A 17,162-nucleotide genomic window follows, 5' to 3' on the forward strand; every position below is an offset into this window, starting at 1 on the left:
GTGTTCGATTTGGCCCGATCACTTCTTTTTGGGCAATGAATTCTCGGGTCGCTTATTGATTTCCATCAACCCCATTTCCTTAATGGTGTTAGCTGCGAATTCGATGAACGCGGATACCGCACGAGGCAGCTGTCGGCGGCTGTGGTAGACAAAATGTACGCCTATTGCGCCTGAAGTGTAATCAGGGAGCACTTCCTTCAAGCGCCCTGCATCGACGTGAGCAGCGCTGAGTGCGGCAGGTAGCAGCGCGATGCCCAATCCGGCCAGCGCACCTTCAAGCTGCGCCGAAGCCGTATTGGCCTGAAACGGCCCGTCCACTTCGATGGTCGCTGCTTGATTGTCGATACCGCCCAACCGCCAGGTGGTGCGGGGGCCACCGTGAGACGGTGAGGTGATGCAGTGATGGGCAATCAGATCAGCGGGCTGTGCCGGAACGCCATGCGCCGCCAGATAGCCTGGACTCGCCACCAGAGTTTGATAACTCGTGCCAAGCTTGCGTGCGAGCAGCGATGGATCGCGATCACCTCCGCGCATGGCTATGTCTATACCTTCGCCCAGCAGATCGACTCGTGCGTCATTGAGCTCGAACTCAAGACGCACTCGCGGATGCTCAGAGATGAATTGCGCGACAGCCTGTGCAGGAAACCAGTTGAAAAAATCCACAGGAGCAGCCACGCGAACGCGACCAGCAATCTGAGCAGAATCATTAGTCACCTGACCCGCAACCCGTAGCAACGCATCGATCTGATCGGCGGATTCGGCGTAAAAGTTGGTCCCGGCATCGGTCAACACCAATCGCCGCGTGGTGCGCTGCATCAGCCGTGTACCCAACGCGACTTCCAATAGCTGCACACGCCTGCTGGCAGTACTGGGCGGCATCCCGAGACGCCGCCCGGCTTCGGCGAAACTCCCCGCCCGAACGACTTGAACAAACAGCGCGACATCATTCAGATCCACGTGATTACCCCCGTTGTGCATGAGTGAAATTGACCCGTCCATCCCTGGCCCGGCACGAATCGGCTGCCCGCTCTTGCATGCACAGCCCGGTGTCAGCAATTTAACTCTATTACGCTCATTTATGAACGAGTGCATCTCACCAGCCCATCTTTCTGAATTATCGGAGACTTCCTAAAGTGGGCTCCAAGGCGCGCAGGCGCCTCCCCCATTCCCCAGGAGACTCACCATGACTACCGTTTCCGTCATTGTTGGCAGCACTCGTGACAGCCGCTTTTCCAGCACTCCAGCCAACTGGATCAAACACCACCTTGAACAGCGCCAAGGGCTGAACATCCGCTTGCTCGACCTGCGGGATTTTGATCTGCCCTTCTTCGACAGCGCCATGCTTCCTGGCTTTCCTGGCCGTCCGGCGTATGAGAACGAAAACGTTCGTCGCTGGACCGAACAGATCGCGACCTCCGACGCGTTCGTGGTGGCCACTGCCGAATACAACTTTGGCCCGCCCGCTGTTTTGAAGAATGCACTGGATTGGGTTTACCAGGAGTGGAACCGCAAACCTATCGGCTTCGTAAGCTGGGGCAGCGTTGGCGGCGCTCGCGCTGTGCAGCAACTGCGCGAAATCGCGACCGAGCTTCAGATGGCAACGATTCGCACCGCGGTGCATATCCCTGTCAACGCGATTTACGCCCATTTCCAGGGTAATACCGACGAGATCGAGTCGGCATTGCAGGCTCAGGACGATCAGGCAGGACGCATGATCGATGACTTGCTGTGGTGGTCGCATGCCCTCGAAAACGCCCGTACCGCAACCGTTTGATCAAGGAGATCAGCATGTCTCTCGCCGCTGAAAAAACCACTGTGCAACTTCGTCAGATCACCCATCGCACCCATGGTCGTCGTAACGGTCCAGCCATACGCCTGATGAGCCCGTCCGACTTTGGTCAGATTCTCAAACCGTTCGTGTTCCTGGATTTCTTCGATATGCAGGGCCCTCCTTTCGTGGGTGAACTGCATCCCCATTCCGGGATTGCCACCTTGTCTTACCTGATCGACGGCCGCATGGATCTGATTGATCCGCACGGCACCACTGTCGTCCTGCCCAGCGGCGGCGTCGAGTGGATGCAAGCGGGCCGCGGCATGTGGCACGGCGGCAGCGTAGGTGATGAGAATCATGGCCGGGTGCGTGGCTTCCAGCTCTGGGTCGCCCTGCCGCCCGAGTCGGAACTGGGGCCGACCGTCTCAGCTTTCCAGACATCCGAAGACATCGTAAGCGCGGGACCGGCGCGGGTTTTGTTGGGCAGTTACGGGAACGCGCGCAGCGCCATCGACACCCCTTCACCCATGAACTTCCTGGCGGTGAAACTCAAGGCCGGCGAGCGCTGGACCTACATATCGCCGAGCGGACATACGGTGCTCTGGGTATCCCCCGTCGAAGGGAGGCTGCTGGCCAATGGCGAAGAACTTCAGCCTGAAGAGCTGGTGGCATTCGAACGATGCAGCCAGTCAGTCCACTTCGAAGCATTGACGGACACCCAGTTCATCCTCGGTTCTGCTGTGCCTCACAATCACGATCTCGCACTGGGCTACTACTCCGTCCACACCTCACCGCAGGCGCTGAAAGTCGGAGAAACTCACATCCAGACCATCGGCAAACAATTGGTCGAAGAAGGTCGTCTTGACCGTCGGCATGTCCGATAACACCCTTGAGGAGAACGCCATGTCAGCTCGGTCTACCATCACACAAGACGCCCTGGCGCAACTGTTCACTGACGCACGATCCCATCACCACTGGACGGACAAAACGGTATCGGACGAGTCGCTCAAAGCACTTTATGAGCTAGCCAAATGGGGCCCGACCAGCGGGAATTTGCAGCCTGCCCGCATCGTTTTTGTGCGGTCCGAGGAAGGCAAGCGCAAGCTTTATCCTGCGCTAGAGGGCATGGGTAGCAACCCCGAGCAGGTTCGAGCGGCGCCGGTTACGGCCATCGTCGCTCAAGACTCCAGATTCTTTGATGAGGCACCTCGACTATTCCCGAGAATGAACTTCAAGCCGATGTTTGAGGCTGACGCCGCCTTTGCCGAGTCGATTGCCTACCGCAGCAGCTCATTGACCGGGGCGTACCTGATGATCGCTGCTCGTGGGCTGGGGCTGGATGTCTGCCCTATGTCCGGTTTTCACAACGCGATCATCGACAAAGCGTTCTTCAGCGGGACGTCATGGAAGGCCAACTTCATTTTCACCATCGGCCATGGTGATGACGCCCGCCTTTATCCACGTGATCCGCGGCTCTCCTTCGAAGAAGCCTGCCGCTTCGAATAGATCCCTTTGCGCAATAAAAGGAGCAGACATGAAAACCATCGGCATCATCGGCGCCGGACAAATTGGCAACGCCATCGCTCAGCAACTCGCGCGTTTGAACATTGAAGCCACGCTGGCCAACAGCCGAGGACCTGAAACCCTCCACGACCAGATCAGGCAGCTTGGCCCTTCGATCAAGGCAGGCACACGCGAGGACGCGGCTACCAAGGACATCGTGTTTGTAGCAGTGCCCTGGAACCAATTGAGGAAAGCACTGACGGGCCTGCCGGACTTCGAAGGGCGCATCGTGGTGGACACAACCAACCCACTGCAAAAGCAGCCTTTTGCAGCCATCGATATCGGTGATCACGCTTCTTCAGCGCTGGTCGCGCAGATGGTCCCAGGTGCCCGTTTGGTGAAGGCGTTCAATCACCACGCCTATTGGAATCTGGCAGCCGAGCCCGTTAAAGAAGGCGGTCAACGCATTCTGTTCTACGCAGGCGAAGATGCGGCAGCCAAGGCTGAGATCGCGTCTCTGATCGAGCGTCTGGGGTTCTTCGGCACCGACATGGGAGATATCGAAACGGGCAGTCGATTCTTCCAGCCGCCGACAGGTCCGCTGGCAGGTCCCAATCTCGTGAAAATGGAGTTGCAGGCATGAATCAACTGTTCACACCCACGACGCTTGGCAGCACATCCCTTCAGAACCGCATTGTCATGGCGCCGATGACACGAGCCCGCGCCAATGGCGATGGATCCCCAGGACCACTGGCTGCTGAATATTACGCACAGCGCGGTAGCGTGGGGCTCATCATCACCGAAGGCACTCAGCCCTCTGATGACGGCCAAGGGTATCCTGCTACGCCTGGCATTTATACGGATGCGCACGTAGCAGGCTGGCAAGAGGTTACCCATGCTGTGCACGCTCAGGGCGCTCGCATGTTCGTCCAACTGATGCACGCCGGAAGAATGTCGCATCCGCTCAACACCCCCCATCATCGGCAAGGTGTGGCCCCCTCCGCCATCGCCCCCGGCGAACAGATCTTTACCTTGTCAGGTATGAAGGATATCCCGGTGCCGCGTGCACTCGACCTCGCTGAAATCCCGCAGGTGATCAACGAGTACCGATACTCTGCCCGTCGTGCGCTGGACGCCGGAGCCGACGGCGTGGAGATTCATGGCATCGCCTACCTCGTTCATCAGTTCCTGGCGATCAGCAGCAACCAGCGTACGGATCGGTATGGCGGCACGCTGGAGAACCGCGCTCGTTTTGCCATTGAAGTTGCACAGGCTGTCGTGGCGGAGATTGGGGCAGATCGCACTGGCATTCGCCTGTCGCCCGGCTTCGGCGGGATGGGACTGAGCCATGGTGATGAGGGCCCTGATCTGTATCGTTATCTGGTGGGTGAACTCGACAAGCTTGGCCTCGCGTATCTGCATATCGTTCACTATGGCGGCGATGCGCTTCTGCATGATCTGCGCAAGCTCTGGCACCAGGCACTCATTCTCAACCGGCCTGACCGGCCACGTGAAGACATCGGGAAAGATGTCGCCAGTGGTCTGGCAGACCTTGAATCGTACGGGCAAATGACGCTTGCCAATCCAGACCTTATTCACCGATTGAAAAGCGATGCACCGCTCAATGCCGCCGACCCCATTACCTATTTTGGCAGCAGCCCGCTAGGCTATGCGGATGGGTACACCGACTATCCGTCATTGGCCTGATCGGTCGTCTCTTACGAAGGATAGGCACCAATCCAAGGCCGCCTATAGCTGCCTTGGTGAACTGCTCCTATTGGCCGTTCTCTGCCTTTCGCGACAGGCAGAAAGCGGCCAAGAGCAGCCATTCAGTTTGCGGATCTCAATGACAGCCCTGCCGCAGCAGGGGTTTGGATCTCGTGAATCACATTTACTGTGTCTAGAGCACAGCATACAACTCGCTTCCCCCGCGCACTGATCGCCCAAAGGTCAGTAGACCGTTCAGCGCTTCGTGCCGACTAGCCGCGCGCCAGTTCAATGGTTTGAAACTCCTCACCGAGGAATCCAAACTTATGTACGAACAAGCCTGCAATTTTCTCGTCTGCGGTCGCAAAAAATACCTGTCGGTCCGACTTGATGACGAGATTCCGCAAATAGTCCAAGAAGGACAGGGCGTTGAGGTCGTCAATTTGCGATATCGGATCGTCCAGCAGAATGACCTTAGGGCCAGCTCTGACTTGTGCGTTCATTGCCAAGAACATTGACAAAGCGTATGCAGACCGCTGACCTGTACTGACTTGATTGAGCTGAACTGGAAAATCGTTGTCACGCCTTCTCAGTGGAGTCTCTGTGTCGGCAGTAACCAGATATTCAGCTGGGGCGTGAATTCGACCAAAGATGCTGTCAGCCACTTTGTGCGTAGCAGCGACAACGGCAGCGCTAGCAGCGTCGAGCGACTGGTTCTCGATGATGTCGTCAAGAACGCGCTGCGCGCCTACCAGTCGCTCAATCGACCCGCTTATGCGAATGATGCGCTCAGAGAGCACTACAAGCTGTTCCCGCACCGTCGTTAACTGCGTTGCCGAACGGCTGTCGGCCTGTAAAGCCGCCCGGACCTTTTTGGCTCCCAAGACGGAAGCTTCCAACGAAGTCAGGAGTAACCCCAAATCAGACTCAGGCGCGTAGTCCAAATAGCGGTGAGCCGCAGCGCACGCATCGCTAGCCCATTGTGCAACTCTTTGGCGAGCCATCAGTAGCTCGGTGGAGGTATCCAAGGTGTCGCCATTTTGTACACCTGCTTCATCGATGCGACGCTTCAGCCTCTCGTTCCGTTGAAGAGCTCGCGCATCTAACTCTGCGATGGCATCTTGAAGCTGTAACAGATATTTCCTTGTTCTCTCAATCGCCTCCAGCAAATCTAGCGACGTAGGTCCCTGTGCATCTCCATCTACAGGCACGCACAGCTGCTCGATTTTGACCAAAGACAAGCCGACTCTCGCGTAGGCATCGAGCCCTAGCTGCGCTCCCTGCTTTGTCTCTAGTAGCATTTGCTGCCGTTTAATGGTGCTCGAAACCGCCAGTTGCGCATCGCGGACTATCCACGATGCTTTGGTGTCGGGTAGGGTGCGCGTGAACTGGTCGAGTTGACCAAGCCAATATGCTTCTCGTGCGGTTTGCTGTCTTTCAGCAGTGAGATGTTCGATACGCTGCCGAAGCTCTGAAATTGCGGAATCCGATGGCGCCAGCGAGATAGCGTGTATGCGTTGAATCAGTTCCCCCGGGCCAAACTCGGTTCCGCAAACAGGACAGCTGGAGTCCGAGTGCCGATGCTCGACAACCTTCTTGGCCCAGTTCTGTATCTCAGTCATCGCGCGCTGTAATTCGGACTGAGTGCGTGTGAAGGCGGCAAGATGCTTTTGACTCGAATCAAGCTGGGAGTCAACGTCTTGAAGCTCAGAGTTGGCCTCCTCATGTGCAGCCAACAGCGACTTGCTACCCAAAGACAACTGCCAGCCTTCGGGTGGACCGTTTAAGGGTAAGGCAGCGAATACGCGGGCGTTCAGTGCCAAATCATCGTTGGACTGCTTGAATGCCGTCGACAAATCTTTCAGTTCAGCGAGCGCCGCAGGGGGAATCGCCTCCAGGGCTTCCAACCTAGCCTTTGCCAGATCATGTCGCTGCGTGAGTACACGACGGGCCTGCACATCCTCACGGGTTGCGGGGAGCTCACTTTTCACGTCATCGCAAGCACTCTGGAGTACTGACAATTGCTGAGCGATGGCGCTTTCAGTGATCGGCCCCACAAGCCAATCAAGCTGCTGGATTGCGTTCAATTGAGACGTCAGGCTCGACAGGCTTCCAACAAGCTGTTCGGTAACTCCGTCTTTTCGTTCGGGGGCATCTCGCCACCCGACGCGTTCGAGGCCTTTAATGAACACAGAAAAATTCGCATCAGCCTGACCTGGCGCTGCTTCCAGCACCAAAAGCTCTTTCTCTTTGCCTTCTTTGTCCGTTGCTGCGACTGCTCGCTCAGAGCGCTTAGAGCGGGCTTCCTCCGCCAACGACTTTCGTACTTCCTGAATGCGCCGCCACATCAGCGTCGCCTCGTGCCCACTCAGCAAGGCAGCGAGGCTCTCCGCTTTGCCTTCCTTGGGAGACTCCTTAAGCAGCGAAAGCTCCGCAGCAGCATCCGTGTTGAGGAAGTTGAACCGTGCGAATTGGTTCGGTAGCTTGTTCTGCCGACTGTTGTCATCGCTGCCATACCACAGACGTTGACGAGTCTTGAAATCGGAAAGAGGCTGCCGCGCCGAAGTACTGACTACCTGGCCGGATGCCAACACTGCCTCGACAAAGGCAGTTGGTGAGCAGTCTGAACGCCGATTAGCACCGCAAAGGAGGAATTCTAGTCCCTCAAGCAGAGATGTCTTACCGACGCCGTTGGAGCCGAAGAGAAGGTTCGCCTTCCCAAGCTTCTCGAAAGACTTTCGTCTCGGATGCGATCGGAACCCGCTCAGGTTGATGCTTGCAAGATGTGACTCAACGAGTCGCTGGCTTGACTCAATCCCAGTGGTTTTCTTGGTCCGAACGGACTGTTTGGCCGTTCCAGAGGAAATACTTCGGACGACATCGGCAATCGGGCGCTCCCCGTCTAGGACGTCATCCAATCCAAAAACGCTGAGCGCGTCAGACCAAGCTTGAACGACGTCGGTCGTAGCTGCGGATTTGTCGACAACCGCGACCGAATCGAGCTCATCCAGTACACGGTCTAAGTCTTCCTCAGTGACAACGAACTTGCGGGCGTAACTCTTGTCTGCCTCCACGTTGCGCTTGGTCACTTGAAAGGCTTGGTTGCCAGCAGTGCCATTGTCGACAACAAAGTAGAGGTAGTTGTTCCAGCGCAAGTCCGGTGACGCATCCTTGTCGAAATAGGCCGGTCCCATTACCTCATCGAGATAGTTGTTTAAGGCGCCGACAGTGTCGGGGATACGATTGTTCAGGTCAAAGACATAAGCTGCGACATCGCATTCGTTGCTGCGCCTGATCCCACGCAGTACACCAGAAGCGACTTCCGAAACGTTGGTCAGCTTCCGACCAAGCTTTTCCCGCGCTGACTGTAGATTCATTCTTGTGCTCCCGGGGGGGGTCCTGCGAATTGGGTGAACGAGGGGACCCCAATATCCACTGCCGATTGGCCGCTTTGTCTGGTGAACGAAATGTCGCGACCACTCAAGTAATTCTTGGGGCCGGTCCCAGTCGCGTAAATGATGCAGAAGCGCTCGGCACGGTTCGCGTAGTGCTGGTTCAGGAGCTGTTTCTCTTGCTCATGCGAAAGCTCGCGCTCCGGCTCTGGAGGTGGACCTGCAAGAGTCTTGCGAACTTTCTGGTCAAGGCGATCCAACACTTGGGGGTCAACAACCAACCCAGCGTGCACGACTGTCGCCATAGTGCCGTCTTCCGCGACGACATTGCGATTTGGGAACCTCGGAAGCCACTTGAATTTGAAGCCCTTGCGAAGTGCTTCTACGGACGACGGCCAGACGTAGCCGCTCGCGCGCAGCTCGGCGACGGCGCCCATCAGCGCAAACCTACCGTCCCTGAACGCAACCGCCTCTGCTGCCGGGTCTTGGGTAACAGTGATTCGTCGCACGACTTCATGTTCACACAGGCGCATTGAATCGATGCGCGATGGCGTGTGCCAATCCGCCGGAACTCCAAATTGTCCGGCAGTGATGGCTATTGCCCTCTCCACAGCAATTGGGCCAGTTCGATATAGCTCATGTAGGTCGCTAAGTTCGATGCCGGCAGCACTGATCCTATTAAGCTGTTCGCAGAACCCATCGTCTGGTAGCTCGCCTGGTGTCCGTGGCTGGACCCACCCGTTCTGGTCTTGCGCCCAAACGAATGTCATCAGTGCCTTTGGGCCAGTGCGCATCGAACGCGGCTTCGGTATCGCATGGTGAAAGACCTTGGTCGCCTGGAACAGGAAGACGCGCGGCCGGTAGTGAAATTGAAGAGCGTGCGCGCGTATGGGCTCGTGGCGCGTGTAGTAAATGCCATGTCTGTGATTCTCTAGAATGGCATCGTCCGACAGATTTGTTTCGGGAGAACACAGGTACCAGGCTGACCCGCATATGTTCTTCCACGGGTGTTCATTGGTATTGTTTTCGTCAACTGAGACCACGTTTTCAGCCCAGTTGAGGCACAACAGTTCGGTTTCACCGGCAGCGGCGAATAGCTCTTGTCTATATTTTTTGTATAGAAGATGGCGCGGACTATTGTTGAGCTGAATGTGCAGAAGAAGCAGGCCGTTGTAATACTGGTCGATTAGATCCTGCCTGAATCCGAAAACGTCAGAGCAAATGAGTGTAATCAGTCGGACTTCGCTCGGCAGGGTTCCAAAGGCGTATATGCAGATTCCGGGCAGCATTCCCGTCGCCTCGGTATTCTGTGGGTCTCCCGAGGGTTCGGTCTTGTACTGAACCAGCAGCACAAGGCGCGTAGACATGTCTGTGCTGCATTTCGTCAGAAAAACGTATACGAGAGGATTGCGGTATTGCTGTGTGGTCCGGACCCCGGGGGACACATCGTCATCAAGAACAATTGCCCGTTCTCCAAGCCGTTGTCGGATAGCATCCAGTCCACCCAGTGTTAGGCTTTCGCATCCGAGAACCCAAAGCTTACCCTCTTCGGGCACAACACCTTGCTCGATTGCTTCGAGCAGCGCCTCCCATGGAACGCTGTATTCCGGGCTGACGGCTATGTCAGGTTGGCTTCCGGTCGTGGCTGCCAACTGGAGGAATGCTGCCGTACGCTGCTTTGCCTCCACAATATCGGCATGACCAATCGAGTCGGGTGCAACGCGGATGCGGCCCGACGGCTGGTGCGCGAGCACCGTGTAGAGTGTGTCGTCTGCTTGTAACGCGTTGAGACGAGGGGGCTCCAGCCCTTCACGTTTGAGCCTCTGTTCGATAGGTATAATTTCCAATCTTGCTACTCCCCTCGTACTCCACAGCTTGATTATTAAGCCTTGATACGGGACGTTCTATTATTTTCGTCATTGGTGGTCGGCCCCGAGCTCACTCACTGTAATCCCGGACAGTTCCTTAAGGATGACGCTGCAAATGGTGGAAAGCGCATTATCGAGGTCTAGCCTAAAACGACCGCTGGGGCGTTCTGGCTAACCCGGATCCTTGGCTTCCAGCGAAGCGAGACGATCCGTCAGCTCTCGCTGAAACCTGCTGCCACTGCAATGCGCTAGTGCCAGCCGCATCTGGTCAACAGCGTTCTTGGTGTCCCCGGCATCGCTCAGACATCGGCTCATCATGTCAAAATACGCGGCGAGGTTTTTCTCCGCGCGCGGATCGGCTTGTGCCCGTGCGAGTGCATCCTTAGCAGTTGTAAGAGCTTCGACCATTCCCAGCGCCAATTCGGCCTCCGCGCGCCGGTACAGCAGCCAGTGATCGAGCTTATCAGCAGGCACTACATTGATGACCTCCAGCGCTCGACTTGGATGTCCTGCAACGGTGAAAACTTTTGCGATGCCACGGCGAGTAAACCCATCCGGATCGCCGCCTGCTAGAAGCGCTTCGGCATACACGAGGCTCAAGCCCGACAATTTCCTAGCCAGCCCTTTGTCGCCAGAGCGCAGCGCGTTTTGCGACACGTTCGCGAGGGTTTCGCCGACGTTGAGTAGGTGACTCTTACCGATCGACTTGGGAGAGACTTCGAACATGTCTCCCGCCGCGCTGACCAGCTTGAAACTAACGTCTGGGTGCTCGTAGCCGAATTTCGAGGTGAAGGCGTAAAACGCGTCGTAGAACTGGTCCAGGCCTTCGAGTGCCGCTTGGCTGATAATTCTGCTAAGGGACTTGACGCTTAGTTCGTCACTGTTGAGTTGGGCGACGACCTTAGGGTAGGAGCGCAAGTTACTCAACACAGCCATTGCCACACGAAGCGGTACGGCTGCGGGGCTCTTGATCATCGAGCCAAGCAGCTGGTGCAGCGCAATCTCCCCCGCCTGCTTCGCCGCCTCACTGGCGCCGTACTGGGTGCCCAAGTGGACAATCTGGCCGAGCGTCGCGTGCCAATTGGGTTCGATGTCGAGCAGTTTCTGGAACGTGGCCAACGCCTTATCAATGTCGCCACAGCGGCGGTAGGCCTTACCCAAATGGTGCAGAAGTTCTGCCTTGATTCTGCCTTCGGCGCCGTCTAAGGCAGCGTGGTATTCAGCTACGCAGGCCGAGTAGTAGGCCGGTCGTGTCGCCGGCGGCAAGGTGAAGGCATATTGCTCACGCGCATCAATGCTGGACATGAGCGCCGCGAGACTGCCGTTGGAATCGATCGGGCGTTGTGCATACGCACTAAAGACATCGCGCTTGACGTCCTCCAGTTGTAGTAGCGCGTAGGCGAGCCAGTCGGGCTCCCCGCATCCGCGCCGAGCGTGCTCGTCCAGCAGCGCCTTACGAGAGAGGTGAATCTGCCGCAGGGCCGATGGGGTCATTTCCCCTTTGAGACTGTCTAGGTAGCGCTCGACCTCACGGACGAGATCTTCTACCCCATCGCGTGTGCGCGCCGCACGGGCGACCAACTCATGGACGAGCAGGACACCGGGGGCGCCCGCTGGCGACAGAACGGCAAGCTTCTGGAGCTCCTGCTTCGGCAGATGACCGACAAGATGGGCGATGAACTCAGCGTCGTGCATCGCTAGCCCGGTGTTGGCGATCTGCTGCAACGCCTTGCGCGGAGCCTCCGACAGCCTGTCCAGGATGTGACTCAGTATCGAAACGCCGTCATCACCGCTAAGCACGTCGGGCGTTGCAAGTACCTCTTCATAGAAGCTCTGGCGGGGGACGCACTCAGATTCAATGACGCTACGGGCCGTAGCCAAAATAACGGGCAGAAAACTACACGCGGCGACGAAACGTCCACTCGCATCGGTGGGATACGTCGGATCCTCCCCGAGAATACGTAATGCAACATCCGGCGACACCTGCGGAATAGGAACATGCGAGAGCGCACCTGGCGCGGCGACCTGCGAGGTCACGATGACAACACCACCCTTATCGAACCCCGGCTTCAGTTCAGCGAATATGGCGGGATTGATGGCCAGGTCGATGCGGTCCACGACCAGGATGGTCTTGACCGCATTGAAGTTGCCCACGACGTTGAGCGGCCGTCCTCCGCGCTTGCGGGTGACCGCAGACAGTGGAGTATCAGGGTGCCAGTCTCCGCCCGCGAGCCAGACATGATTGTCGTAATTGGCCGCTTCCTTGTGAACGAAGTCGATGGCTACTTGGGTCTTGCCGGAGCCGCTCAGACCGTGAAGGACAGCAACGGATTGGCCGCCCACAAAGTGCTCACGCAAGGCCCTCAGGGCAGCTTCGTTAGATTGGTGGTTCGCGCACTGGGCAGGTAGGCGACCGAAGTACTCGAAGTGGTCGAGGGCCTCATCGAACTCTGGAAGGAACTGCCTGAAAAACGTGGCGGCGTCGGGCCGCTCGATGGAGAGGTCGTAGATAATCTTGGCGAGTTCACGCGCATCAAGAACGACCAGCGCGTCCGCCAAATCGTTGATCGCTTCCGTGCGATTGAACAGGGCCCGGAAAGAGGGCTGCTCCTCTTCGGTGGACATGAGGTAGATCTTGGTAGCGCCGGTCAGAGGACGGTGCGCCTTGGCGCTATTGATATCCTTCTCGATCTTTGTAAAGACCGGATCTTTAGCGTCGCCTACGTTCTGGAAATACCCCTTCTCGGTGCTGTACTGGGCGATGATCGTCGAATCATCCGAGAACGAGTCGACGGTGTACCCGACGAACTTATAGTCCTTGTTGATGCCGTGATGGACGAGCCGCCTGTGCTCCAAGAGTTCGATGAGCCCGTGCCCAATGAGCTCAAGGCTTGTTGCATCCAAGACACCGATCTCGTCGATCAGTCGCTTGGTGATTCGCTGTTTAATGGATTCGAACGACATTGATGACCTCAACTCCCTGGGACGCACTGGTTCATTCTTACTTCCGTCCAGTTGCTATGCTCGTGCGTTTCAATCGGGGGCACGCTTTAATGGCTAACGCTGTTCTACGCCCCCCTGACAAAGCTATGTCCGCTGGTGGCCGATTTCTGCCGTACGCGAAGGGCATCAATCGGCCGACTCTGTAAAAAATTCGCCATGTTTTCCTCGTCGGAAAAGTACGCGCGTGAGATTGAGATCTTTACTTTGAACTGCGAGTTCGGGGGCATTCCAGCGTCAGCACGGGGGCAAGTCGGCACTGGCGTCAATTGAACAAGCCATCAAAGAGTTCGAGATTTTCGGTAACTCAGCCGAACGCCTCATGAATCAGCGTTTGTATAATGGTGGCAGGCCCCTGTACGAAGTGTTCTTGGCTACTGATTTCGAAGCGCTCGGGATTTAGATGAACGACCTTTGCACCCGTGCCCAGAGCGCGTAACGGAAGTTCTGCCGCTGGAAAAACAATACCTGAAGTACCGATTGAAAAGAACAGGTCACAATTCTCTGCAGCAGCAAGACCCGCGCTCCAGGCTCTTTCAGGAAGCATTTCTCCGAACCATACGACTCCAGGCCTGATGTAGCCGCTGCATACGTTGCACCGCGGTGGTTCGATACGCCCCCCTTCTTCATGCAAGCCATCAAAGTCAAGAGGCGCTTCATGAGCCCATCCGCAATCAATGCACCTGGGTGAGTGGAGGCTGCCATGAAGGTGAATCACATCTTGGCTACCGGCTCGCTCATGCAGGTCATCAACGTTCTGAGTCACGACTGTGAGTTGCGGAACGTGCTTAGCAAGATTTGCTATAGCGAGGTGCGCAGCATTCGGCTGCGATTGGAGGACTTTCAACCTACGCCACTCATACCACCCCCAACAAAGACTTGGATCTGCTCGGAAAGCTTCAGCGGTCGCCAACTGGGCAGCATCAAATCGCGCCCAAAGACCGGTTAACGCATCTCTGAATGTAGGAATTCCACTTTCAGCTGATACGCCGGCGCCGGTGAACACGACAACGTGTTTTGCTTCCTGCAGAAGCTTCGCGATGATGCTTATGGGCATATGATGTCCTGAATATTCGTTCCGCTCGAAGTACCTTAACCGAATAGGTAGGTCATGGCGTTAACTGCTTTCCAGGTGAGGAGTTTTCCCCATCCGCGAGTGCATACGACCCAAGGGGGCCGATGGTGACAGGCAAAAATCGGCTAGCCAATCCGCAAAGCAATGCCATCAATATTTCCTACCAAGTATCAGTCATTACGATGCGCCTTTCTCCATCCCGACTGTACGAACACTTTGGCATTCGGAGCGCTCAACGAATCCAATTGCCGGAGGGAGCGTCGGCCTCAATATAGCAAGCTGCCGACTGCACATCGCGTCTGCCGACATACTCCATCAACGACTTGCTGTTCCATTAGTTGTGACTAGTCCACGTAGAAAAGCCGCGGCGCAGCGAATGCGCGGTGTAACCCTCGCCATCAATACCGCTGCGAATAAACGCTAGCCGCAAAATACGCGGGAGACTATTCAGATTGACTCGCCCCCCGCTAGATGGCCGACAGTCATACCCTCTTCAGGCTGGCCCTCCCCACTCAACGGCCTGTAGGACCCGGCGGACTTGTTTGGCCGCGATCTCCGTTTCACAGAGCATGATCGGGGCAGTCCCACCCAGCACTTTATTAGGTGTCGACATCCACTGTGCGGCGGCCAATGGTGTCTCAAATATCGCCTCAGCCAAATGACTGACTGTAACAATTCGGTCCAAGCGTTCGGAGGCGACAGAGTCCAGGTTCTTGTGCGCTCGCCGCCGTCGCTCGAGCGTCGAAATGGATCCATGAAGCAGCGTTTCCAAGTGGCGGTCTTGAAGGTCAAAAGCCACGCGAATAACCTGGACGAGATCAGAGGAAAACCCTACTTTGATTTGCTGCAACCTTTCCAACTCAGTCAACGATTTGCGAGGAGAACTGAATCGCCAAAAGGCCGCGATCCCTTCCGCTCGGGCCACGTTTAGCTGTTTTGCCGGACGTCGAGTCGCAGTTGAAGTGTTCATCAACACGGCCTCCCAATAATTGCCCATCCAATGGAATATGAGCTGTCTCCGGTCGAACCGGAACGGCTATTGAGTGCTGTAACGCATCAGGTCGATAAGCAGACGTAGCCCTTCCCCTACCAGTCTTCAGTTGACGAGCAAAAAACGGGACCAAATGTACCTATCCCAACTTTTTTCGCTTGCTCTTCAATTCGGCCAGCCTGCAGCACATCGTGCTTGGTGGGAAAATGACGTAAGAGGAAGTGAGCGTTTTGTCTAACTCGTTCGGGCACCTCTGTGTCACGAGCAAGCTCCGTCAGGAAAGCATGAGTTTGTGCGACGGACCTACTCCGTTCAAATGGCATTGTCATTTAAGCCTCCACACGTTGAGGTCGTCAGTACAAGGCAAGGCGACCAGGTTCGTCCCCTATTTTCGTAGGCCTAGTCCAGCTTAGAAAGATTCTACCGCTGTCGCTTTACCTTCAATACCCATAAGTTCAGATGCTAGGTATCCGCAGCTCGGTGACCACTTTCGCGGAGTGGGCCCAATCCAGCAATGAGCAGCTGTACTGAAGTGGGCTTGCCCGCCGACTGAGCTTATGCTGAAGGTGGGGGAGTTTCCAATTGGGAACGCAGCAGTCTAGATTCAGGAATTTCCAGATGAGCGATATGCATATAGCCTCCTCAGCTTTGCGAAAGGCTACGAAGGTGGTGTTTTTTACCGGCGCGGGCATCTCCGCTGAGAGCGGGATACCCACGTTCCGTGACCAGCTCACCGGACTCTGGGAAAAATATGATCCTCAGCGCTTAGAAACAGCAGCTGCATTCCGTGAAAATCCGGCTTTGGTGTGGGGTTGGTATCTATGGCGACGACAGCAAGTAAGCCAGGCCAAACCCAATGCTGCTCATTTCGCAGCGCCTCGTTTGGCTAGCACCGGCCGCCAGGTAGCGGTGGTCACTCAGAATATCGATGACCTGCATGAACGCGCTGGCTCGGAAGATGTAGTGCACTTGCACGGAAGCTTGGCGCAGCCGAAGTGCTTTGCCTGCCATCGAAGCGCTGAACTCACACCGGAGCAAACTACCGTCTCCGATGAAGTCGCGCTAGTTGAGCCGCCTCGCTGTAAACGATGCAATGGAAGATTACGGCCCGGCGTCGTGTGGTTCAAGGAGGATTTGCCGGTCGGAGCCTGGAAAGCTGCAATGAACGTGATCAAAGACTGCGAAGTCCTGATCTCGGTTGGGACTTCAGGTGTCGTTATGCCCGCCGCAGACATTCCTGAAATCGCACTGGCCTTTGGAGCTACTGTGATTCATGTGAACCTGATGGATGTATCGTTAGGTGGGACGAACGAGCTCATGCTGATCGGGAAAGCGGCTGAGGTGCTGTCAACTTTACTCAGTACTATAAGTACTCCATAAACGTAAGAACCATTACCTCATAGCCAGCGCCCGCCAACGGGCCGAAGACTTCGCAATCCTGATTATACCGCTAATGGACTTTTTCAGCAGAATCGGCCGATTTCTGCCTGTCTCCAAGGGCTGAGACCGACCAATGAAAGACATCGATTATCTGTAAAAAAGAAGGGGCTATCCCGTACTGCTTCAGGCTCTTGGCTCAGGCTGGGCACTCACAATCTCATTGTGACTTTCTTCGTTATCTCTACTCATATCTACTCCACGACAGGCCCCGCTTCCCGATTCAGCCCCCCACCCACACTGACTCCAGTGCCAATCCAATGCCTCTGCACTGACTCGATCAGAATCCTGTTTTGGCAGACGAACCAAAGAGCCGTCCAGCGTCGCGTAATCGGTTCCGATCAACTCTGGTGAAATCCGTATCACCATCTTCCCCGACTCAATGGCGATCAGCCGCAAATCAAACAGGGTGTGAATG

The 17,162-nt window shown here is 56.2% G+C and carries 13 protein-coding genes and 1 pseudogene; 6 read left to right on the forward strand and 8 right to left on the reverse strand.

Annotation, left to right across the window (positions count from 1 at the left end):
- Positions 1 to 18: 18 nt before the first annotated feature.
- Positions 19 to 957, reverse strand: a complete 939-nt coding sequence (locus K9857_RS16590) for a LysR family transcriptional regulator (protein WP_224537529.1) — start codon at positions 955 to 957, stop codon at positions 19 to 21.
- A gap of 226 nt (positions 958 to 1,183) precedes the next feature.
- Between K9857_RS16590 and K9857_RS16595 the strand changes: the two genes are divergently transcribed.
- From K9857_RS16595 to K9857_RS16615, 5 genes are read left to right on the forward strand one after another with little or no spacing between them, the layout of a single operon-like run.
- Entirely contained in the window at positions 1,184 to 1,774 is a 591-nt protein-coding gene (locus K9857_RS16595; RefSeq protein ID WP_224537531.1) for an NADPH-dependent FMN reductase, read from the forward strand.
- 14 nt (positions 1,775 to 1,788) lie between these two features.
- On the forward strand, positions 1,789 to 2,655 hold the full coding sequence (locus K9857_RS16600; protein WP_224537533.1) for a pirin family protein: 867 nt from the start codon (positions 1,789 to 1,791) through the stop codon (positions 2,653 to 2,655).
- Positions 2,645 to 3,277, forward strand: a complete 633-nt coding sequence (locus K9857_RS16605; RefSeq protein WP_224537535.1) for a malonic semialdehyde reductase — start codon at positions 2,645 to 2,647, stop codon at positions 3,275 to 3,277. The genes K9857_RS16600 and K9857_RS16605 overlap by 11 nt, the downstream gene beginning before the upstream one ends.
- 13 nt (positions 3,278 to 3,290) lie before the next feature.
- A complete protein-coding gene (locus K9857_RS16610; RefSeq protein WP_411961576.1) occupies positions 3,291 to 3,917 on the forward strand; it encodes an NADPH-dependent F420 reductase in 627 nt (208 codons plus the stop codon).
- A complete protein-coding gene (locus K9857_RS16615) occupies positions 3,914 to 4,981 on the forward strand; it encodes an alkene reductase (protein ID WP_224537537.1) in 1,068 nt (355 codons plus the stop codon). Before K9857_RS16610 ends, K9857_RS16615 begins: the two co-directional genes overlap by 4 nt.
- A gap of 272 nt (positions 4,982 to 5,253) precedes the next feature.
- Here the strand turns inward: K9857_RS16615 and K9857_RS16620 are convergent, their stop codons facing one another.
- From K9857_RS16620 to K9857_RS30390, 6 genes are all read right to left on the reverse strand, one after another.
- Positions 5,254 to 8,358 carry a hypothetical protein gene (locus tag K9857_RS16620; RefSeq protein ID WP_224537538.1) on the reverse strand — a complete coding sequence of 1,035 codons (3,105 nt, stop codon included), beginning with the start codon at positions 8,356 to 8,358 and terminating at the stop codon, positions 5,254 to 5,256.
- Complete coding sequence (locus tag K9857_RS16625; RefSeq protein WP_224537540.1) at positions 8,355 to 10,220, reverse strand: hypothetical protein; 1,866 nt, start codon at positions 10,218 to 10,220, stop codon at positions 8,355 to 8,357. Before K9857_RS16625 ends, K9857_RS16620 begins: the two co-directional genes overlap by 4 nt.
- 192 nt (positions 10,221 to 10,412) lie before the next feature.
- Positions 10,413 to 13,205, reverse strand: a complete 2,793-nt coding sequence (locus K9857_RS16630; RefSeq protein WP_224537542.1) for a tetratricopeptide repeat protein — start codon at positions 13,203 to 13,205, stop codon at positions 10,413 to 10,415.
- A 343-nt stretch (positions 13,206 to 13,548) separates the two neighbouring features.
- The gene (locus K9857_RS16635; protein ID WP_224537543.1) at positions 13,549 to 14,298 is read right to left on the reverse strand and encodes an SIR2 family NAD-dependent protein deacylase; all 750 of its coding nucleotides are present in this window, start codon (positions 14,296 to 14,298) and stop codon (positions 13,549 to 13,551) included.
- Positions 14,299 to 14,809: 511 nt separating this feature from the next.
- Positions 14,810 to 15,286 (reverse strand): antitoxin Xre/MbcA/ParS toxin-binding domain-containing protein, encoded by a 477-nt coding sequence (locus K9857_RS16640; protein ID WP_224537545.1) that lies wholly within the window; start codon positions 15,284 to 15,286, stop codon positions 14,810 to 14,812.
- A 116-nt stretch (positions 15,287 to 15,402) separates the two neighbouring features.
- Positions 15,403 to 15,636 carry a BPSL0761 family protein gene (locus K9857_RS30390; RefSeq protein ID WP_318011764.1) on the reverse strand — a complete coding sequence of 78 codons (234 nt, stop codon included), beginning with the start codon at positions 15,634 to 15,636 and terminating at the stop codon, positions 15,403 to 15,405.
- Between the two features lie 289 nt (positions 15,637 to 15,925).
- Between K9857_RS30390 and K9857_RS16645 the strand changes: the two genes are divergently transcribed.
- The gene (locus K9857_RS16645; protein ID WP_224537548.1) at positions 15,926 to 16,687 is read left to right on the forward strand and encodes an SIR2 family NAD-dependent protein deacylase; all 762 of its coding nucleotides are present in this window, start codon (positions 15,926 to 15,928) and stop codon (positions 16,685 to 16,687) included.
- Between the two features lie 183 nt (positions 16,688 to 16,870).
- On the opposite strand, the pseudogene K9857_RS16650 reads toward K9857_RS16645, so the two are convergent.
- Positions 16,871 to 17,162, reverse strand: a pseudogene (locus tag K9857_RS16650) (hypothetical protein); the annotation flags it as partial.

This window comes from Pseudomonas sp. REP124 (assembly GCF_020164475.1).
Classification (GTDB): Bacteria; Pseudomonadota; Gammaproteobacteria; order Pseudomonadales; family Pseudomonadaceae; genus Aquipseudomonas.

Bases quoted from the DNA above. Each gene is read 5' to 3' on its own strand.
- K9857_RS16635 (WP_224537543.1), bottom strand. From the start codon at position 14,298: ATGCCCATAAGCATCATCGCGAAGCTTCTGCAGGAAGCAAAACACGTT.
- K9857_RS16620 (WP_224537538.1), bottom strand. From the start codon at position 8,358: ATGAATCTACAGTCAGCGCGGGAAAAGCTTGGTCGGAAGCTGACCAAC.
- K9857_RS16615 (WP_224537537.1), top strand. From the start codon at position 3,914: ATGAATCAACTGTTCACACCCACGACGCTTGGCAGCACATCCCTTCAG.
- K9857_RS16630 (WP_224537542.1), bottom strand. From the start codon at position 13,205: ATGTCGTTCGAATCCATTAAACAGCGAATCACCAAGCGACTGATCGAC.
- K9857_RS16605 (WP_224537535.1), top strand. From the start codon at position 2,645: ATGTCCGATAACACCCTTGAGGAGAACGCCATGTCAGCTCGGTCTACC.
- K9857_RS30390 (WP_318011764.1), bottom strand. From the start codon at position 15,636: ATGACAATGCCATTTGAACGGAGTAGGTCCGTCGCACAAACTCATGCT.
- K9857_RS16595 (WP_224537531.1), top strand. From the start codon at position 1,184: ATGACTACCGTTTCCGTCATTGTTGGCAGCACTCGTGACAGCCGCTTT.
- K9857_RS16600 (WP_224537533.1), top strand. From the start codon at position 1,789: ATGTCTCTCGCCGCTGAAAAAACCACTGTGCAACTTCGTCAGATCACC.
- K9857_RS16645 (WP_224537548.1), top strand. From the start codon at position 15,926: ATGAGCGATATGCATATAGCCTCCTCAGCTTTGCGAAAGGCTACGAAG.
- K9857_RS16640 (WP_224537545.1), bottom strand. From the start codon at position 15,286: ATGAACACTTCAACTGCGACTCGACGTCCGGCAAAACAGCTAAACGTG.